At 38.8% G+C, this 19,078-nt stretch carries 20 protein-coding genes; 4 read left to right on the top strand and 16 right to left on the bottom strand.

The features are described 5' to 3' along the window. Nucleotides 1-2: 2 nt before the first annotated feature. The 6 genes from JOC49_RS06195 to JOC49_RS06220 all read right to left on the bottom strand — a co-directional run bounded on the left by JOC49_RS06195 (nt 3) and on the right by JOC49_RS06220 (nt 6,782). A complete protein-coding gene (locus JOC49_RS06195; RefSeq protein WP_204663468.1) occupies nt 3-1,457 on the bottom strand; it encodes an amidase in 1,455 nt (484 codons plus the stop codon). Nucleotides 1,458-1,543: 86 nt separating this feature from the next. Continuing rightward, nucleotides 1,544-3,610, bottom strand: a complete 2,067-nt coding sequence (ppk1, locus tag JOC49_RS06200) for a polyphosphate kinase 1 (RefSeq protein WP_204663470.1) — start codon at nt 3,608-3,610, stop codon at nt 1,544-1,546. Beyond that, nucleotides 3,610-5,118 carry a Ppx/GppA phosphatase family protein gene (locus tag JOC49_RS06205; protein ID WP_204663472.1) on the bottom strand — a complete coding sequence of 503 codons (1,509 nt, stop codon included), beginning with the start codon at nt 5,116-5,118 and terminating at the stop codon, nt 3,610-3,612. Before JOC49_RS06205 ends, ppk1 begins: the two co-directional genes overlap by 1 nt. After that, on the bottom strand, nt 5,118-5,312 hold the full coding sequence (locus tag JOC49_RS06210; RefSeq protein ID WP_204663474.1) for a hypothetical protein: 195 nt from the start codon (nt 5,310-5,312) through the stop codon (nt 5,118-5,120). The genes JOC49_RS06205 and JOC49_RS06210 overlap by 1 nt, the downstream gene beginning before the upstream one ends. A gap of 3 nt (nt 5,313-5,315) precedes the next feature. Next, on the bottom strand, nt 5,316-6,269 hold the full coding sequence (locus tag JOC49_RS06215) for an ROK family protein (RefSeq protein WP_204663476.1): 954 nt from the start codon (nt 6,267-6,269) through the stop codon (nt 5,316-5,318). A gap of 96 nt (nt 6,270-6,365) precedes the next feature. After that, entirely contained in the window at nt 6,366-6,782 is a 417-nt protein-coding gene (locus JOC49_RS06220) for a bacteriohemerythrin (protein WP_204663478.1), read from the bottom strand. Between the two features lie 102 nt (nt 6,783-6,884). Here JOC49_RS06220 and JOC49_RS06225 point away from each other — a divergent pair, with 102 nt between their 5' ends. Together JOC49_RS06225 and JOC49_RS06230 are read left to right on the top strand one after the other, a co-directional pair. Beyond that, nucleotides 6,885-7,493 carry a metallophosphoesterase gene (locus tag JOC49_RS06225; protein ID WP_204663480.1) on the top strand — a complete coding sequence of 203 codons (609 nt, stop codon included), beginning with the start codon at nt 6,885-6,887 and terminating at the stop codon, nt 7,491-7,493. Between the two features lie 23 nt (nt 7,494-7,516). Further along, entirely contained in the window at nt 7,517-8,020 is a 504-nt protein-coding gene (locus tag JOC49_RS06230; protein WP_204663481.1) for a GNAT family N-acetyltransferase, read from the top strand. On the opposite strand, the gene JOC49_RS06235 is transcribed toward JOC49_RS06230, so the two are convergent. Beyond that, entirely contained in the window at nt 8,017-8,481 is a 465-nt protein-coding gene (locus JOC49_RS06235) for a hypothetical protein (RefSeq protein WP_204663483.1), read from the bottom strand. The genes JOC49_RS06230 and JOC49_RS06235 overlap by 4 nt on opposite strands. A gap of 78 nt (nt 8,482-8,559) precedes the next feature. Between JOC49_RS06235 and JOC49_RS06240 the strand changes: the two genes are divergently transcribed. Next, the gene (locus JOC49_RS06240; RefSeq protein ID WP_204663485.1) at nt 8,560-9,264 is read left to right on the top strand and encodes a YaaA family protein; all 705 of its coding nucleotides are present in this window, start codon (nt 8,560-8,562) and stop codon (nt 9,262-9,264) included. Here JOC49_RS06240 and JOC49_RS06245 read toward each other — a convergent pair. Continuing rightward, nucleotides 9,232-10,455 (bottom strand): chloride channel protein, encoded by a 1,224-nt coding sequence (locus JOC49_RS06245; protein ID WP_204663487.1) that lies wholly within the window; start codon nt 10,453-10,455, stop codon nt 9,232-9,234. The two genes, JOC49_RS06240 and JOC49_RS06245, sit on opposite strands and share 33 nt — an antisense overlap. 48 nt (nt 10,456-10,503) lie before the next feature. Here JOC49_RS06245 and JOC49_RS06250 point away from each other — a divergent pair, with 48 nt between their 5' ends. Next, the gene (locus JOC49_RS06250) at nt 10,504-12,129 is read left to right on the top strand and encodes a M20/M25/M40 family metallo-hydrolase (protein ID WP_204663489.1); all 1,626 of its coding nucleotides are present in this window, start codon (nt 10,504-10,506) and stop codon (nt 12,127-12,129) included. A 42-nt stretch (nt 12,130-12,171) separates the two neighbouring features. Here the strand turns inward: JOC49_RS06250 and JOC49_RS13450 are convergent, their stop codons facing one another. The 8 genes from JOC49_RS13450 to JOC49_RS06290 form a co-directional block, all read right to left on the bottom strand. Continuing rightward, nucleotides 12,172-12,582, bottom strand: coding sequence for a metallopeptidase family protein (locus tag JOC49_RS13450; RefSeq protein ID WP_204663491.1), 411 nt, complete (start codon nt 12,580-12,582; stop codon nt 12,172-12,174). Next, nucleotides 12,564-13,802 carry a DEAD/DEAH box helicase gene (locus JOC49_RS06260; protein WP_204663493.1) on the bottom strand — a complete coding sequence of 413 codons (1,239 nt, stop codon included), beginning with the start codon at nt 13,800-13,802 and terminating at the stop codon, nt 12,564-12,566. Before JOC49_RS06260 ends, JOC49_RS13450 begins: the two co-directional genes overlap by 19 nt. Nucleotides 13,803-13,812: 10 nt before the next feature. Further along, nucleotides 13,813-14,151, bottom strand: a complete 339-nt coding sequence (locus tag JOC49_RS06265; protein WP_204663495.1) for a DsrE family protein — start codon at nt 14,149-14,151, stop codon at nt 13,813-13,815. 11 nt (nt 14,152-14,162) lie between these two features. Continuing rightward, nucleotides 14,163-14,921 (bottom strand): TPM domain-containing protein, encoded by a 759-nt coding sequence (locus JOC49_RS06270; protein ID WP_204663497.1) that lies wholly within the window; start codon nt 14,919-14,921, stop codon nt 14,163-14,165. 9 nt (nt 14,922-14,930) lie between these two features. Continuing rightward, a complete protein-coding gene (locus tag JOC49_RS06275; RefSeq protein ID WP_204663499.1) occupies nt 14,931-15,500 on the bottom strand; it encodes a LemA family protein in 570 nt (189 codons plus the stop codon). Between the two features lie 105 nt (nt 15,501-15,605). Then, nucleotides 15,606-17,894 (bottom strand): xanthine dehydrogenase family protein molybdopterin-binding subunit, encoded by a 2,289-nt coding sequence (locus JOC49_RS06280; RefSeq protein ID WP_341534661.1) that lies wholly within the window; start codon nt 17,892-17,894, stop codon nt 15,606-15,608. Beyond that, nucleotides 17,894-18,346, bottom strand: coding sequence for a (2Fe-2S)-binding protein (locus tag JOC49_RS06285; RefSeq protein WP_204663501.1), 453 nt, complete (start codon nt 18,344-18,346; stop codon nt 17,894-17,896). The genes JOC49_RS06280 and JOC49_RS06285 overlap by 1 nt, the downstream gene beginning before the upstream one ends. Continuing rightward, entirely contained in the window at nt 18,346-19,077 is a 732-nt protein-coding gene (locus JOC49_RS06290; RefSeq protein WP_204663503.1) for an FAD binding domain-containing protein, read from the bottom strand. The genes JOC49_RS06285 and JOC49_RS06290 overlap by 1 nt, the downstream gene beginning before the upstream one ends. Nucleotide 19,078: the final 1 nt, after the last annotated feature.

The raw sequence follows: 19,078 nt of genomic DNA on the forward strand, positions 1-19,078 counted from the left end.
TCCTATTCTCTAATGCCAACTGGTGACTTGCGCACTTTTGCCAGTTGCTCATAACCATAAGCGATTTCTATAAGCACAGGTTCCGAAAACGGTCTCCCCATAATTTCCATTCCAATTGGCACACCCAATGGGGCTGTTTCTGTCACTTTTGAAAACCCAGCTGGTACACATATAGAAGGGAAACCTGTAACTGAAGCCAAAACACCATTACGCTCGTTTTGAGACCCTCCAATTTCACAAACCAATTGTTTTTGATGTGGGTATACAAGTGCATCTACGTTATAATCCGCCATAATCTTCATAAGTCTGTTTTGCAACAGTGCCCGTTTTTCAAGACGAATCCTGTAAAGATCTGTATCTGTACTCAAGCCCAAGGCTGTTTCCATATTTACTTTAACACCAGGGTGGTGTTGGCCACTATCAACAATTGCCTGCATGGTTCTATAGGGCATTTCTGAAGGCAATTTTTTTAGATAAGCGTCTAAGTGATCTTTAAAATCATGCAAATGCACACTTACGTCTTGAACCAAAGCGCCTGTATCAAAGACTTCTGAAACATCCACAATTTCAGCGCCACCTTCACGCATGTGCTCAACTGCTGTTTTTACGGCATTTGTTGTGTCTTCATGGATGGCATCCGTGCCAAACAGATTTGAAAGCACACCAATCTTCTTGCCCTTAAGACCCTCTTTGTTCAAATGTTCTAAATAACTTTGTTTTTGTTTGTCATAAAACCATGCTGTCGATGCATCTTCTAAATCATACCCTTTCATAAACTCTAAACACAGAACTGCATCTTCTACTGTTCGCGCCAATGGTCCGGCAGTATCTTGTGTCAACGAATAAGGTACAATCCCTGTCCGACTTACAACGCCTATTGTTGGTCGAATTCCTACTAAATTATTGGCTGAAGCAGGTGACCGGACGGAGTTAATGGTATCCGTACCAATACCAATTAGTGCAAAGTCTGCAGCCATCCCTGCCCCTGTTCCGCCACTTGAGCCGCCTGGTGTCCTTATAGAATCATAAGGGTTTACAGTTTGTCCAAGTATAGAACTGATGGTTTCACCCCAAATTGCAAATTCATGTAAATTTGATTTAGCCAAGACAATTGCACCTGCTTGCTTTAGCCTTTTTACGATAGGTGCATCCTGGTCTGGAACAAATCCTTTTAGGCTAAGGCTTCCTGCTGTTGTCTCAATGCCCTGAGTTTCAACATTGTCTTTAACCAACACGGGCACACCATGTAACGGCCCCATTAGGCCATTTTCTTTAAAGTATCTGTCTAGTTTTTCAGCTTCTCTTCGTGCATCTGGATTGGTTAGAATTACAGCTTTCAACCCATGGTCGTACGCCTCAATTCGTCCTAAATAGTAATCCACCAATTCAAGTGCTGTTATTTCGCCATCATTCAAAGCTTTATGAAACGCACGGATGGTAAGTTCATTCAATTTCATTGATTTATTGCCTCCTTTTTATACTCAATCCAGTTATACTTTAACATTTATTATAAAAACCCTTCATGTGACTGTTACAAGAATTTTCAGACTTCTTTGTTTCTAAACACCAAGGCTTCGCTGAAACTTTCAGAATCCAAATAATCTAAGGATTTTAACAACTCTTGTGCATGTACCCGTTTTTCGTCTTTTTTAAGGGCTTTTTTCGAATAGCTACCATCCGAATTCAATTGCCAAGATTTCACATTGTCTTTCAAATACAAACTCATAATGCGATTGATCCGTTCAGAGATTAAAGGGTCTTCTACCGGAAACATTAATTCTATTCGCCTATTGAGATTTCGAGACATCCAGTCCGCACTTGATAGAAAGACTTTACGGTCCCCATCATTATGAAAAATATAAATTCTTGAATGCTCTAAAAACTCACCAACAATACTTTTAACCCTAATGTTCTCACTTAATCCCTCAACACCTGGAACTAAAGTGCAAATCCCTCGAACAACCAACCGAATTTGTACACCCGCTCTTGAAGCTTCATATAATTTTTCGATCATCTCAATGTCTACTAAAGAATTCATTTTAGCTGTTATTTTCGCTTTTTTTCCAGCTTTTGCAGCTTCAATTTCAGCGTCTATAAGTTGATAAAATCGTTGCCTTAGATTAAAAGGCGCTACTGTCAGCACATTTGTATGAACTGCTGTGGCAAATCCAGATACCATATTAAAAAAATTTGACGCGTCCGCTCCAAAACTTTCACGTGCTGTAAACAGTCCCATATCCGTATAAATTCTTGCTGTTTGGTCATTATAATTACCAGTTCCTAAGTGTAGATATCGTTTAATTTTGTTTTTTTCTTTTCTAACGACCAAGGTTATTTTTGAGTGTGTCTTAAGTCCATAAATACCATAAATTACATGTACCCCGCGTTGTTCCAACTTTTTTGCCCAATTGATGTTATTTTCTTCATCAAATCGTGCCATCAATTCAACCAAAACAGTTACCTGCTTTCCCCTATCTGCAGCGTCTCCAAGGGCTTTTACAATTTGTGAATTCCCACTAACACGATAAAGTGTCTGCTTAATCGCCAGCACTTGTGGATCCTTGCTGGCTTGCTTTATAAAGTCCGCAACCACATCAAACGTTTCATAGGGATGGTGAACAAACAAGTCGCCATTTTTAATTGTTTTAAATAAGTTTTTTTTATCAAAGTCTTTCAAAACTCGTGGTTGATAGTCCGGCCGATTCAAATGACGTTTAGTTTTTGAAAGCTTAAATTTGAAAAAACATGTGGCATCTAAAATGCCATCAATTTCATAAATTTGACTGTTGTCGAGCATAAGCGCATCCTTTATCACGCTTGACAACCAAGAATCAGTTCCTGATGATATCTCAAGCCGAACCGTCTCGCCCCATTTTCTAAGCCGAACAGCTTCCTCAATCACCATGAGCAAGTCCTCAGCCTCATCTTCTACAATAGTCAAATCACCATTTCGCGTCACTCTGAAAAGACTGGTTGCAAGAACTTGATGACCTGGAAAGAGATGGTCTATAAAAATAGAAATGACATCTTCTAACAAAATATACGTGCTGTGGCCCTTCTTTTTTTCAACTTCTACAAATCGATTCAAAACCTCTGGGACTTGGACGATTGCCAATTTTGTTTCAAAACCAACCATCAATTTTACAGCCAAATAAAGCCCTTTATTGGCCACATGCGGAAACCGTCTTGTAAAATCAACCGCCATAGGTGTCAATACCGGAAATACTTCCGTGTTGAAGTAAAGTTGCATTTTCTCATATTGATTTTCTGTTAATTCAGAGGCGTTTAGAATCACAACCCCTTCTTTTTTCATTTCTATAATTAAGGCTTTTAAAATTTCCTCTTGGTGGGTTACAAGTCCTCTGACTTTTTCATTTATGGCATTTAATTTTTCCAGAGCGGTAAAACCCGATGGATCTTTTTCAGCATAGCCGAGAGTCACTTGATTTTTTATTGCCGCAACGCGCACCATAAAAAATTCATCTAAATTGGATGAAAATATCGCACCAAATTTAACCCGTTCAAAAAGTGGGTTTTCCTGATCTGACGCTTCCAAAAGAACCCTTTTATTAAATTCCAACCAACTCAGTTCACGGTTTAGTATTTCCATTATATCTCCCTCAATTCAGGCTTTATACCAAATATATTTTTAAAGGCTTCTCTTGTAAAATCAAAACTCCATTCTTCTAAATAAATGGCTTTTGTGTGTTCAATTTGTATTTCAAAAATATCTTGTTTTAAATTAATGGCAACAATCTTAAGTTTTTGCTTTTTACTTTTATCCAAAGCATCTGCCATGGATAAAATTGCCGATAACTTAGTCACACGCATCTGTTCATCATCCGTAAGCCTTTTCATTGTCTGAGGCCTGTCATACATCTCAGAACTCGAAATCATTCTGCTGATATAGGCAATCATTAGCATCTCTGTATGTGAAACGCCCAAAATGTTCAAATTAGAGATTTTATCATATGATGCCTCTAAATAATCTTTCATCCGCGTGAATTTCCCGATTTCATGAAGATTCGCCGCAAGTCTAATTAATAGACTGTCTCTTGAATCAAACTCAAAAATTGAAGCCAAAGCATTAAACAGGATTAGGGCGTTTTGTTCTACTTGTCTAATATGGGGGTCGCCACTCTTATACCGTTTGCTAATTTCACGCGTCAAACTATACGTATCGTTATTAAAACTCTTATATCGCGTGACGTGATTATGGGCTTCTGCCAATTCCGCAAGCATGCCATCTCTTAAGGATATATCGGGAATCAACACGTACTCTGTATCCACTAATTTCAAAAAGACATCGTACACAATTACATTTGCTAAAAACTCGTACCAATCAGTTCCTTTTGATTCAATCTGATTCCGAAGTGATGACGTGTGATCCATGGCCTGTTCTACCACACTTATAAAATTTCGTCTTTCAATTTTTTGAGAATTTTTAAAAAGTAATTCACGTATGTGTTTGGCATCTCCACCTACAATAACAAATTGTTTTGGTTTTCTGGCCCTGATTCCTTGCCACAAATGGGCGGTTCTCGTTTCCACCAATTCTCGCAAAACAAAAGCGTAGGTTACCGTCCTGTCTTCAAGTGCCATTAATGTGTATTTTAACTCTTTAACACCCAAGTTCAATTCTTCATTACGGATCAGCTTATTTCCAGAATACATACTGACATCACAACTACCAGAATTAATCTCCACCAGCAAACTGCTTTTTCGTATCTCATGGTAGTTTTCCATTTGATCACGTATAGACTTGTATGTCAAAAATTTTTCGATGGTATCATCCACCACTTCCACATGAAAACCCGTTTTCATGTGAATCAATTCCACAACATTTTTACTATTACTGGCTTCACGAAGGGCATTTGTTCCCAAAACTTTATAAACTTTTACGCCATATTCTTTCAGGATTTTTTTATAATATATGAGTACATCTACCATTTCATTTACACGTTCCAATGAAATGGCGCCTGTCAGAAAAACCTCTTCTCCAAGTTTAACAGGAACAGAAATATCTTCCAAAGTTGAAAACCCATTCCCAGCCGTTTCTACTATTTTTAATTTTATGGCATTTGATCCCAAATCCAATGCCGCAAAGATCGATTCCATTACGACTCCTTGTTTTTGTTTTTTTCCTTATGTTTAACTTTCATTTTTCTCGGTTTACACAAAATATCATCTTCATTGGCAACGTGGCCACATTTTCTACAAACAAATTTCGGGTGATTAACCAGTGATACAAATTCTTTAAACTGTGTTTCATGAAAGTCTTCCTTTATTAATTTGCACATCCTTTTTCCCATGTGTTACATAGCCTCCAATTCATGTTCAATCAGTTGATAAGCACCATAGGCACCTGCATCGTCTCCCAATTCAGAAAAAGAAATTTTCACAGTTTCCATTAAACCAGGCATTGAATTTAATGCTGTACGTTCATAGAGTTTGGGCTCAAGTTGCCGTCCCATAGCCGCCATAACACCACCGCCTAAAATTATGGATTGGGGGTTAAAGAGATTAATTAAGCTTCCCATTGCAACACCTAACGCATCTACCGCTCGATCCACAGCCTCAATTGTAACTGTGTCACCACGTTCATAAGCATCTGCAATAGCTGAACTTTTTAAAACGGCTCCAAAATCGGAAACATCTGACTTAAGCAAAGTCTCACGACCTCTCTTAACTTGAGCTAAAATAAAATTTTGAATGGCTTTTTTGGACGCATAAGCTTCAAGACACCCTCTGCCGCCACAGCCACAAAATGCACCATCAGACTGAACAACTAAGTGGCCGAATTCTCCAGCACCACCTTGTCCAACATAGAGATCACCATTTACGATAATTGCACCACCAACACCTGTGCCTACAAAAAGACCTAAAACGTTTTTAAGATCTGGGCGCTGAAGATGTTTATATTCACCATACATTGCCACATTTACATCATTTCCAACTGCACTAGGGACACCATATTTTTCCATTAGTTTTTTTCTAAGATCAAAGTTCTGGAGCGGAAGATTTGGTGAAAACTTAACTTCACCTTTCGCGCTTACAATTCCAGGAATACCAGCACCGATGCCCCTTAGTTCTATGTCCTCAACAGACAACAAGGCATCCAAAACTTTTTCAATTTGCTTTATAACACCATCTGCACCTTCAGATGCTTTGGTCTTTTTCTTTTCACGTGCCAATTCTTCACCGGATTCTCCATAAAGAACACCAAGAATTTTAGTACCGCCTATATCAAGTCCAATTGTCGCTTTCATAAGTCACCTCCATATCTCCATTTATACCGCATTTAAGCGGATAAAATCAAAAGACTCCCAAAAAAAACACTTTTTTGGAAGTCTTTAACGCACAACTTATTTAATGCCTTTTGACAGAAATAAATCTCTGTATTTAAAATCTGTTCCACTAATGTGTTTAAAAACCCAAGTAATTAAAAAGTTTAGTATTTTTTTCCCATATGCAACTTGGTCTTCGTCTACTGCTCTTAAATCTAAAGCGTTAATTTCTGAAATCAATTTGTCGTGTTCCTTTTTATGTGCTTCTTTGAATTCATAATTTAAGAGTTCAAATAAATTTTCTTCAAATTTAAAATGGTATACAGTATAATCAGACAATTCGCCAATTATTCGAACCATTTCATCATATATATCATCACCTTCAATTGCATTTGTAAGCAGTTCAGACAAATCTTCTGCAATTCGAATCAGTTCTTTATGTTGGTTATCTATCGATTGTATTCCAATTTCATATTTTTCGTCCCATTTAATCATCCCTTTATACCTCTTTTCATATTTTTATCTCATTATAAGTCCAAACGATTGTTTTGACAACACCCTCAACGAGCCTGTATTATAAAAGAGAGGAGACTTCCTATGAAACATTTCATTTATAGTTTATTGGAAAAGTTTATTATCCCCAAGAGCATTGTTCAAAATCCTTCACAAAAAATAATTCACATGACAGACACACCCAGCGATATCTATCCCGAACTTGATCGCTTGGTAACTCTGACATCCCCTAATCTTGTTATTCACACGGGTGATATTGTTGATGATATTAAACTAGAGTTGTACCCTAACCGCCTTGATTTGTATGAAAAAAAATTGATCCGATTGAATCATTTGCTCTCTAAACATCCCAACACACAGTTTATTTTTGTGCTTGGCAATCACGATCATTTTGAAGCCGTAAAAAAACACCTCACATGTGCACAAATTTATCCGGAATCTGGAACAATCGATACTTTTTTTGGGCTCTTTTCCTTTGCCCACAAATTTGAAGACCTACCAGATATACCTTCAGACTACTATCTATTTGGACACAGTTATGCGTCTATTACGCCAAATTTAAATCCCGAAAAATACATAAATGGTCTAAAGCATATCTCAATCTTTATAGAGTCCCCACACGAAATTGTTAACGTACACTACCCCCCTTCAACAGATGCCATGCGGCAAAATCGTAGACGGAGAGGTTTTTAAACTAAAAACAAGGAGAAAAAAACATGACAGACACCATTCTCTATCGAAAACTAACTTTAGAAGATGTGCCTATGACTTGGGCTCTTTTTAAAGAATTAATGACAGAAAAAGCTGAAGTATCTTTTTGTGAAGTTGACTCTATAGACCACTTAAAAGAATGGGTGAACAATGCCGAGCACCTTACTTATGTGGCCATTGATTCATCGACTGGCAAAGTTGTTGGTGCACTACGGGGCAAAAGAGAAAACACCGAGCAAAAACGTCACAGCGTCTTTTTAACTGCAGCAACGCTTAAGGATTACCGTGGCCATCAAGTGGCCAAAAAATTAACTGAATTTGGTCTTTCGGAAATGAAAAATGAAGGCGTGAAAATTGCCAGGATCTATGTCTATAGCGACAATACAGCTTCCTTAAACGCCGTAAAAAAACTGGGTTTTGAAGCATCAGGAAGAGTCGTGATGCACCATTGGGACCCAGTTTGCAAAAGATTTGTTGACGATTTAATTTTTCATAAGAAATTAGACTAAATGAGTTTTCCCTGACGGTCATAATGGTTCTCAATCAAGTTCCCTACTGCAACACCTAAAATCATCCCAAGCGCTACTGTAAGTGCATATTGTGGGGTTTCAACCGTTGATGTTAGAAGACCTGTGAGTATACCCACACCAATGCCCACAGCCATTGAAATGGATAAAAATGCCCCTTTAACAATTAAGCCATACGTTTTTTTCAAATGACGTACAAGGTCATCATAAGCCATCATATACGTACGCCGAGCTTTTCGATCAGTGGGTTTATCCGTAATATAGTCATAAAGTGCAGAATAGGCTCTGGAAATCGCTTTTTCTGTTTCAGGGTTCTCTAGGTCAAGAGATTCTATTTTATTAAAGAGTGACAACCAGATATTGATTTTCAGTGTCTGGTTTTGTTTCTTCATCAAATTATCTCTAAAATAGGTTACTTGTTCTTGCATTTTTGATATGTCCATTATTGCCCCCTAATTTTGCTTTTTAAACAATTATACTAAAAACACCCTCAAAATACCAGCACACTAAAAGGAGCTTCTATGAAATATTTACTTGCACCCAGTAAAAAGCAACTTGTTGTAACGGCAAATACAGAATCAGTTGACCCCTCAAAAGAAACCCAGTTGCTCATAAATTCCCTAAAAAAAATGACACGACTGGAAATTGCTGATCTCATGAAAATAAAAGGCGCATTACTGGATGCTGTCATTGAACATATTCATGATTTTCAGAATAACAATGCCCCATGTATCGAAGTCTACAAAGGTGTCGTTTTTGATCAACTTCAATTGGCGGATTACACAGACAGCCAAAAACTATTTTTAGAAAATCACTTTAGAATTCTATCGGCCCTCTATGGCGTGTTAACACCGAGTACCCCTATTTCACCCTACCGGTTAGATATGACCATGAAACCAAACAGTATGAACCTATACGACTTTTGGAAAAGGACAATTGAAGATGCATTTAGAGAAGAAGACTTTATCGTGAGCCTCGCATCAAAAGAATTTGAAAAAATGCTTTCATTTCATAAAAACAAGTTGATCCAAGTAGAATTCAAGGAACATAAAAACGGAAAACTCAAAAGTTCAGGATACAAGGCTAAAGTATTAAGGGGACAACTGTCTCACTTTATTATCCAAAATAAAATCTCCGAATTAGAATCCTTAAAGGCATTCACTTTTGATGGCTACAGTTTTGATCCAAAAAGATCATCTGACCGCCTCATGTTCTTTGTTAAATAACTTAAATGGTACTGTGAAAATATCTTGATTTAAGAAATGATGTGTTGTACTAACGGATAAGGCGCATACAATCAATGCTGGAATTAACATCTGAAACTGTCCAGAAAACTCCAAAATCCAAATAATTCCTGAAATAGGCGCATTTAAGTAACTGGAAATTAACCCACCCATTCCTAAGACAGAAAATGCTGAGCTGCTACCAAAAATGCGGCCTAGGGCTGCACCAATTGTTACAACTGGATAAAAGTTACCACCTATATAGCCGGTCCCAAGTGTTAAAGCTGTTGTAAACAGTTTTACCATTGCAATTGCTATTAGCAAAGCGATACTAAATTCTCCCATCAATACTCGAATTGTTGTTTGCGCATGCAATTCCATATTTAAAGGGAATAGAAAAGCGACTAAACCAATACCAACTGCGCCAACCAAATAATTGATTACACGAGAGTTTCTTTTAGAAAACCACTCTGTAAATGTATTAATCAAGTAGATGTATAGGATTCCTACACCACCTGTAGACAGGCCCAACAAAATAAGGCGGAAGCCATCTTGAATAACAAATGCATCCACATGCCATACCACGGGCTCACCTTGGATTAAAATGCCCAGTTGATTGGCCACAACCGCTGAAATGACAACAGGTGCAAAATAATCTGAAAATTGTTTTCTGTATAACACTTCAAGTGTGAAAACCGCAGAAAAAAGAGGCATACGAAAAACTGCCGAAATTGCGGCTGCGGCACCACAACCAATGAGAATGCGTATGGTTTCAGGAGATAATTTTAACCGATAACCAACATTAGAGCCGACGGAGGCACCTAAGTGAACAATAGGACCAAACCTACCTGCTGAAAATCCAAAAATCAAGGTAATGGTTGCGGCGACAACTCTAATAAATACACGAAACGGCTTCATAAAATGCGTTTTGATATGGTCTAATTCCACTAAAATTTGGACAATACCTACACCAGAATGGTCATTTTTCAAAAACAAATGATGCAGGCCAAGAGTCAACAACCCACCCATAATGGGCAACAACACATAATACAGTGTGCTTTTCAACAGCAACTGGTTAAGCAAAACAACACCACCATCAATGGCTATATTAAAAAAAATAGAGCCTATACCTGCGAATCCCCCAATACCAATTGCCATAATAATATTTCCAAAAAAAGATCCTGTTTTTCGCATGCAATCCCCCCTATAATTCTATTATAATTGATTTAGAAAGGAGTTCATATGCTGAATCAAGAAATTTATACACTCTTACTTAGATTAATGGCAACACAAAGTGATACCAATACGCTTAGAGAAACATATATTGCTGAACAAATACTAAATTGGCTTAAAGAACAGTCATACTTTAAAGAACATCCTGATTTTTGCGGTTTCAAGCCACTTGAAGAAGATCCCTACAATCGAGGTGTTGTTTGGGCTTTTGTAAAGGGTAACTCTGATAAAACCATCGTCATGATTCATCACCACGATGCAATCGATATTGAGGAATATGGCAAATTAAAACCCTATGCCTTACGCCCAGATGAGTTAAAAGTCCAAATGCTTAAACGGAAGTGGTCCGCTTCTGTTGAAAAAGACCTTGAATCAGACGATTGGATTTTCGGTAGAGGGGCTGCGGATATGAAAGCTGGCGCTGCGATTCAACTTGCACTCACTGCTGAAATGGCACAGGATAAGGAGCTTAATGGCAACATTCTTCTACTCAGTGTTCCCGATGAAGAATCTCTATCCAAGGGAATGTTGGCAAGCATTCCTATTATGACAGATTTGCAGAAAAAATATAATTTAGATTACAGATTAACAATCAACAGCGAACCTTACTTCAACCAACACCCTAAGAAAGCAATCTTTTATCAGGGTTCTGTGGGGAAAATTATGCCCGTACTCTATGTAAAGGGGGTTAAGAGTCATATTGGGGATCCATTTGCAGGATTTAACCCCTCGCTGGTCTTGGCAGACCTACAGAAAAAAACAGAACTCAATGTGGACTTATGTGATGTCTATGGCTCTGAAGCCACACCACCACCTGTATGGGTCAATTTAAAAGATCGAAAAAAAGCCTATGATGCTTCAATTCCTGAAGCTGCAACAGGCTATTTTAACTGGCTAACATTCACCAGATCCCCTGAAAACATTTTGAAAAAATTGGTTTCCCTATCCAAACGCACCTTAAGAGATACCTTGATTCACTTTCAAGACGCTTATGAAAATTATTGTAACCTAACAAATGAAAGCCCGGATGATATTAGTTTTAACTCAACTGTCCTCACATTTTCTGAACTCTATGAACAGGCCTTACAAAAAAACAGCACAAATTTCATTGAAGCTTATGAAGACTTTCAGGCTACATTACAAGAAATGCTCATTGCAAACGAAATAACACTGCCTGAATCTTCAACCCGGCTTATAGAATTTCTTGTAGATTGGGTTGATCTAGAAGGCCCTGCGATTGTAGTTGCTTTATCTGGCCCTTATTATCCACATGTTCATAACAATTTTACAAGTCACAAACTGAACTTTGACTTAGAAACCGTAATCAACGACCTAACTTATTCAAAATACGGAACACTTTATGAATCTAAAAATTTTTTCATGGGCATCTGCGATTTGTCTTATGCGACCTGGTCTGGAAACGATTCAGCAATTGAGTCTATTAAAGCCAACAGCCCAGGATGGGATACGCTTTATAAAATTCCTTTTTCTCATTTAAAGACCTTAAACATGCCGGTTGTAAATATTGGCCCATGGGGAAAAGATTTGCACAAAACAACAGAGAGGGTCTATAAAAAAGATGTCCTAGAGATTGTTCCAGACATCTTAATCAAAATAATCCATACCTGTTTTTAAATGAAAAGCGTATGCCATGACGAACACATTTTGGCATACGCTTTATGTTTTGTTTTTTGTTTTCTTGAGGTAGGCACCAATTCTTTCACGATCCGTTTCTTCCAAAGTTTTTAGCCCAGCACGCCCTTCAAGATGGTGGGTAAACTCATGAAGCACAACTTCTCTTAAACGCTTTGCTATAACCGATTCCAGTTGATTCATATAGACTTTTTTGAACGATCCATAATAAATTTTAATTTGCTTCCCTAGTGCACTGCGTTGGTATTCACCCATTATAAGAAGGGGCCTACCTGGTTGAGTTATCTTATGATACTTCGCTTCAACTTGTAAGACGATACCCCCAGACAAACCCTCATAGAAATCCTGTGGCATTTCATCCATTATTTCACTGAGCATCTCCTGAAAAGCCTCATAACTTGGAAACGGTTCCCGTGTTAGTTGCGTTTGATCCACTTCAACACACCACCTATGATGGAACGCTTTTTTTGTTCAGCAGGTCTAGAAGGCTCTTCTTCTACGTTTGATTCTACTTTTATGGGGTCTTCATGACTGACAAGGTCTTCAAAATCAGCTTCTTCTATTAAGACGCCTACATGTTCTTCAATTTCATAAAGGGACCTAATTTCATCTTTCGATACCAAACTTATGGCACGACCACCGTTCCCTGCACGTCCAGTTCGGCCAATACGGTGAACATAACTGTCTTTTTCCAGCGGAACGTCAAAGTTTACAACAAGTGATAGGTCTTCAACATGAAGTCCCCTAGCCGCAATATCTGTTGCACATAAAATTTGAAATTGATCTTTTTTAAACTGATCGATGGCTCTCAGCCTGTGACTTTGACTGTTTGCGCCATGTAGGGCTTTTACCTGATAGCCTTTACGTTCCAAATAAGCATGGACCATTTCCACAGTCATACGTGTATTGCAAAAAACAATACAGCTATCTGGCTTAATGTGTTCAAGCAAAAAATGAAGTCTACGTCTCTTTTCTGCTGCTTCAACCCGATAATAGGATTGCTCAATTGAATCTACAGTTAAAGAATCCGATTCAAATTCAATTCTTTCAGAGTCTTTCATATACCGCTCACTGAGTTTTTCAATTGCTGTAGGCATGGTTGCAGAAAACAGGAGTGTCACCCGTTCTTTAGGCGTTTTTCTAACAATTTGCTCTACTTGGTCTATAAATCCCATGTCCAGCATTCTATCCGCTTCATCTAAAACCAGATACTTAACTTGATGCAGTTTTAAATTGCCTTGACGAATATGGTCATTTAATCGTCCCGGTGTTCCAACAACAATCTGAGCCCCCTTTTTCAAGGCCTCAATTTCTTGTGCCATGCTGTGTTGGCCATATACAACTGTTATTCGAACATCTTTATATTTTGCCATTTTTTTAAGATCTGAAGCAACTTGAATCGCCAATTCACGTGTTGGTGAAAGCACAAGACCTTTCGGCAATCTAGACTTATCCCTTTGAATTTGTTCAATCATCGGAAGTCCAAAAGCCCCTGTTTTACCACTCCCAGTCTTTGACATAACAATTAAGTCTTTTGCGTTGAGTATTTTGGGAATCGCCTTTTGCTGAACCGGAGTGGGCTCAATAAAAGACATTTCGCTTAATGCTTTTAAAATAGGCTCTGAAAGTCCAAGTTCCTTAAATTTTGTATTCATTTATCCGCCTTTATAATGTAATGATTTTAAATCCCTCTTCTAAATATTTAGCCATAGAAGGATGTCCACTCATACTTCCATCTACTGGTATCCCAACAGTTTCATTAAATTCCAAGACGCCCAGTTTAGCAGAGCAAGCCTTGCAAATACAATCAATTAATCCCTTTTCCTTTGCCTTAATATACAAAGGATTTTTTGAAGTTTCAAGGGGCTCAATGAGTTTTACAGCTTCACCTTCCATGACAATTTTTACGTCATATCCCTTTTCACTCATCTCTAAAACATTTAACAATACGTGTACAAAACACATTTGATCGCCATTAAAAGCGAAATAAACAACTTTAGTCATAACAACTCCTTTTACCAACCTCTCGTGCTGCCTCCGCCGCCGCTTCGGCCTCCCCCGCCACCAAAGCCACCGCCACCTGACGATCCTTTTCCGCTTCGACCGGCCATATGCACAACCATCATCGTTAAACGACCTCTATTAAATATTATATCCAATAAAACCAAAATAGCCACTATGATTCCCAATATAATATCAAAAAACGTAATCCCTTCTTCGTCACTTCCAGTTGCTGCAGGGCTATAGAAATTACTTTTAACTTGGATATCTTCTGAATTTAAGCCGTACTCGTCATATACTGCCTCTGATAACGCTAAATAGGTTCCCATAATGCCATCATTATACCTGGATGCCTGAAAATGTTCTATAAGATAGTCATCTTGAATTCGACCTGTTTTACCATCTGGCAACGCCCCTTCAAGCCCATATCCGACTTCAATTCGAGCTTGTCTTTCTTCCATAGTTACTAAAAGCAGTAGCCCATTGTGTTTTTCAGAATCTCCAATACCCCAATCCAAAAAAAGACCTCGCGCATAAGACTCAATTGTCTCACCATCAAGCGATTCCAAAGTTACAACAACAATCTGGGCACCGGTCTTCTCAGCGAGTGGAACCGAAATGCCCATAATTTCTGCTTCAGTTTCTTGAGACAAAATGTCCGCAAAATCATTGACATAAAAATTGGATGTGGCTTTAGGAAAGGTATCTGCATGCGATACAAACGGGCTTAAAACCAGTAGAATTGCCAATAATAAACCAATTTTATGCTTCAAAATCTCCTCCTAGTTTCCAAAATCAACTTCTGGAACTGCATCAGCGCCTTCTGCCGCTTCAAAATACTCAGCCGTGTCAAATCCAAACATTCCTGCAAACAAATTCATTGGAAACTGCTTGGCAACACCATTAAACTCTCTTGCAACTGTATTGTAGTCTTGTCTTGCAAATGCAATTCTGTTTTCTGTGCCTGCTAGTTCATCAGCAAGTTGAATAAAGTTTTCATTTGATTTCAAATCTGGGTAACTCTCTGAAATTGCAAGCAATCTCGACAGGGCACCTGACAGTTCACCATTTGCTTCAGACTTTTCGGCAACCGTCCCAGCACTCATCATAGCAGCTCTTGCGTTTGCAATGTTTTCAAAAATTTCCCGTTCCTGTGACGCAAACCCTTTAACGGTTTCCACCAAGTTTGGAATCAAATCGTTTCTCCTTTGCAATTGGTTGTCAATTTCACTCATCTGCATAGACACATTTTCATTAAGCTGAACCAAAGTATTATACTTAGAAATCAAGGTTCCAGCAAATGCAACAACAATCACAACTACAATTAATAATGCAATCAATCCTTTTTTCATAAGACACCTCTTTCATAGTTTCCTACAGTATACCGTATAAAAGTTAAAAAACCATTAAAGAACTCAAAAAAAAGCCGTCTATTTTTTAGACGGCCCAGTACCTACTTATTTCTTCATTGCACGATACAAAACCTCACTGGTTATCGGTAAAGATCGAATTCTAATGCCAGTTGCATTAAAGATAGCATTTGCAATAGCTGCTGGTGGGGTGTCAATTCCAATTTCTCCAACAGATTTAGCACCATAAGGTCCTGAAGGTTCATAGCTCTCCACAAAAGAAACCGTCATCGGACCAACATCCATTCGGGTTGGAACTTTGTAAGTTAAAAACGAGTTGTTAAACAGCCTGCCATTATCTAGGTAATCCGCCTCTTCATAAAGGGTCATGCCTATCCCTTGTAAAAGTGCGCCCTCTACCTGTATTCTTGATAAATTTGGGTTAATTGGGACGCCACAATCCACATAAGCGTCATAACGAACCACTTCAATTATTCCAGTTCTCAAATCCACTTCAACTTCAGCTGCACCGGCCATATATGGCGGTGGTGATTTTTCACCAACAAATGAACCCGTTGCAACAAGTTGTTCCTGACTATGTGAATAATAAAGCTCGGTGGCAAATTCAGAAAATGATTTCTTTGCACCATCCACAAGTAAATATGCACCTTCGTAAGTGACTTCTTTTGCCTGATACCTTTGTTTTGCTTTCTCTTCAATTGTCTTAATCATGTTTTCCGCTGCTTTTTTTACCCCATTTCCAGAAACATAAGTGGTACTTGATGCGTAGGCGCCTTTATCAAATGGGGCTAAATCCGTATCTGATGAATAAATGACAATCTGATCCACAGGAACTTTTAAGGTCTCTGCTGCAATTTGTGCCAATACCGTATCAGAACCTGTCCCTATATCTGTTGCACCAACTGTTAGATTGAAAAAACCCCCATCATTTAGTTTCAAAACAGCAGCGCCCATATCAATACATGGAATTCCAGATCCTTGCATGGCTAGAGCTAGGCCAACACCTCTTACCCGGTGCGGTGAAATCATCTTTTTGGGGTATTTTTCTTGCCAATTAATAGAGTCTTTAACACGGTGCAAGCACGTTTCCAACTTACAAGACTCTATAATCATTTCAACACCTTCAGTTCCCTCACCCATTTTTTTGAAAACATCAGAAGTTTCACCTTCATGAATGATATTTTTCAGTCTCAAGGCCAAAGGGTCCATGTCAAGGCGATGGGCTAATTCATCCAAAATAGATTCAAGGGCAAAATTTCCTTGGATTGCACCATACCCCCTATAAGCGCCCGCAGGCGAGGTGTTTGTGTAGACCACTTCACCTTTAAAGGCTACCGACTCTACCTTATTGTACATTGGCAGTGTCTTTGCGCCAGCTACCATTAAGACGGTTAATGCATGTTCTCCATAGGCTCCAGTATTTGATAAAACCTCCATGTTTAAGGCTTTTATAGTGCCGTCCTTCATAGCACCCACTGTCATATCAATCCGCATTGGATGCCGGGTATAAGTGGATTCAAAGACTTCACGGCGGGTGTAAACCATTTTTGAAGGTTTTCCTGTTTTTAAAGTAACAAGTCCAGCATAGATTTCGCCATGTATGCCCTGCTTACCCCCAAAGCCGCCGCCAACTCGAGGTTTGATTACTCTAATTCGAGATAAAGGAATTCCAATAGCTTTAGAAACAATCCTTCTAATATGATAATGCGCCTGTGTCGAAGTGACTAAAGTTAATCTGTCTTGCACATCCATATAGGCAACGACAGCATGTGGCTCTGACATAGCATGTGCCTGAGCTTGAGTGTAATAGCGTTCTTTGATAACAACATCACATTTAGAAACCACCTCATCCATGTCCCCAATCATCATTTCATAGGACGCCGCTAGATTTCTAGATGCATCATGTCCTATTGGAAACATGGATTTGGTATAATTCCCTTCATGTAATAAAACAGGGTTGTCCAATGCGTGCTCATACTCTAAAATGGGTTCTTTTATTTCATAATCTACTTTAATTTTTTCTAATGCTAAATCTACAACTTGTTCGGTGGTGCCGGCTACTATAGCGACGGCATCACCGACATATCGAACCGTCCGGTCTAGGATTCTCGCATCATAAGGAGATGGTTCTGGAAATCCTTGCCCTGCTCTTGTAAATAGAGCTTCAGGCACATTTTCATAGGTGAAGATGCACTTTATTTCCGGCATTGCCAATGCCTGTTCCACTTTTATTGATTTTATAGTGGCGTGTGGATATGGACTTCTTAAAACTTTCACAATTAGAGCATCTCTAGGGGCAAAATCGTCTGTAAATGCTGGTTTCCCCTGGATTAAGCCTTTTCCATCAACTTTGGGTATAGATGTATTGACACGCACTATTTTCCACCTCCCATAAAGGCTTCAATTGCTCGGTGCTGTCCTTCATAGCCAGAGCATCTGCACATATTTCCCGCCAAATAGTGTTTTACAGTCTCAATATCTGGATGTGGGTTTTCGTTAAAAAGTGCTATAAGACTCATCATATGCCCGGGTGTGCAAAAACCACATTGTTCAACGCCTTCAGCCATAAAAAAATTGCCAATTTCTTCTGCTTGCTTAGAAACGCCCTCTAAAGTTGTTATGTTTCGACGGTTTGCCCTGACAGTCAAAAAGGCACAAGAAGGCACCAATTTGCCATCAACCAAAATATTGCAAACGCCACATGAAGCAGTATCACACCCGCGTTTAACACTTTTAAATCCCAACTTTCGCAATGTATCTAGAAGTACTTCGTCCGGTTCTGCTGAAAACCCATAATGATCGCCATTTATGATTAATGTAACTTCCATTACATGCCTCCTTCCATGATATCTTCCAATAATGCAGCTGCTAATTGCTTTCTATACTCTGCAGAAGCTCTTCGATCTGAACTAAATTCAAAAGCCTCAAGCGCCAACGTTTGTCTATTCATTTCATCATAGGTCCATTTTTTTGCACGTCCAGGCCTTGCACCAATAGCGACGGTATAACTTTCACGCTTGACGACACCCACAGCAACAGTTGGAAAATCTGTGTATGTTTTTCTGAATGACTTATAATCTGAAGCCTCTGGCATTTCGAAGAAAACTTCCAACAAGATGTCTTCACCTTCCAAGCCATGATCTAAAAAAGATTGAAGTGTCATTTCACCGTGATAATGAAACTTAAGCTTTGCATCTAATGCCAACAAACAACATGCCACATCTGAAAACGGATAACGCCCCATAATGGAGCCGCCCACAGTTGCCATATTTCGAACGGCTACACCCGCAACTTGTCTGGTCCCTTTTTTCAATATATCAGGTAAATCCTGAGAGGTTTCCAAACACCTAAGTGGTGTCATGGCTCCAATTGTGACAAGACCTCCAGCGCTTGATATCCCATCAAGCCCAAGATGCCCCAAGTCAATAACCAAAGGTAAAGTTCTATGCTGTAATCTTAAAAACATTCCCCCTGCCATGATAACTGCGCCTTTCGTTTCTACCAATCGCTCATATGCTTCATTTAAATCATTTGGCTGAATATATCGTGTTATTCTCATA

This window comes from Fusibacter tunisiensis, assembly GCF_016908355.1.
Lineage (GTDB): Bacteria > Bacillota > Clostridia > Peptostreptococcales > Acidaminobacteraceae > Fusibacter_D > Fusibacter_D tunisiensis.

Bases quoted from the DNA above. Each gene is read 5' to 3' on its own strand.
- JOC49_RS06265 (WP_204663495.1), bottom strand. From the start codon at position 14,151: ATGACTAAAGTTGTTTATTTCGCTTTTAATGGCGATCAAATGTGTTTT.
- JOC49_RS06235 (WP_204663483.1), bottom strand. From the start codon at position 8,481: ATGGACATATCAAAAATGCAAGAACAAGTAACCTATTTTAGAGATAAT.
- ppk1 (WP_204663470.1), bottom strand. From the start codon at position 3,610: ATGGAAATACTAAACCGTGAACTGAGTTGGTTGGAATTTAATAAAAGG.
- JOC49_RS06290 (WP_204663503.1), bottom strand. From the start codon at position 19,077: ATGAGAATAACACGATATATTCAGCCAAATGATTTAAATGAAGCATAT.
- JOC49_RS06220 (WP_204663478.1), bottom strand. From the start codon at position 6,782: ATGATTAAATGGGACGAAAAATATGAAATTGGAATACAATCGATAGAT.
- JOC49_RS06250 (WP_204663489.1), top strand. From the start codon at position 10,504: ATGCTGAATCAAGAAATTTATACACTCTTACTTAGATTAATGGCAACA.
- JOC49_RS06215 (WP_204663476.1), bottom strand. From the start codon at position 6,269: ATGAAAGCGACAATTGGACTTGATATAGGCGGTACTAAAATTCTTGGT.
- JOC49_RS06275 (WP_204663499.1), bottom strand. From the start codon at position 15,500: ATGAAAAAAGGATTGATTGCATTATTAATTGTAGTTGTGATTGTTGTT.
- JOC49_RS06210 (WP_204663474.1), bottom strand. From the start codon at position 5,312: ATGGGAAAAAGGATGTGCAAATTAATAAAGGAAGACTTTCATGAAACA.
- JOC49_RS06245 (WP_204663487.1), bottom strand. From the start codon at position 10,455: ATGCGAAAAACAGGATCTTTTTTTGGAAATATTATTATGGCAATTGGT.
- JOC49_RS06195 (WP_204663468.1), bottom strand. From the start codon at position 1,457: ATGAAATTGAATGAACTTACCATCCGTGCGTTTCATAAAGCTTTGAAT.
- JOC49_RS06285 (WP_204663501.1), bottom strand. From the start codon at position 18,346: ATGGAAGTTACATTAATCATAAATGGCGATCATTATGGGTTTTCAGCA.
- JOC49_RS06205 (WP_204663472.1), bottom strand. From the start codon at position 5,118: ATGGAATCGATCTTTGCGGCATTGGATTTGGGATCAAATGCCATAAAA.
- JOC49_RS06260 (WP_204663493.1), bottom strand. From the start codon at position 13,802: ATGAATACAAAATTTAAGGAACTTGGACTTTCAGAGCCTATTTTAAAA.
- JOC49_RS06240 (WP_204663485.1), top strand. From the start codon at position 8,560: ATGAAATATTTACTTGCACCCAGTAAAAAGCAACTTGTTGTAACGGCA.
- JOC49_RS06225 (WP_204663480.1), top strand. From the start codon at position 6,885: ATGAAACATTTCATTTATAGTTTATTGGAAAAGTTTATTATCCCCAAG.
- JOC49_RS06230 (WP_204663481.1), top strand. From the start codon at position 7,517: ATGACAGACACCATTCTCTATCGAAAACTAACTTTAGAAGATGTGCCT.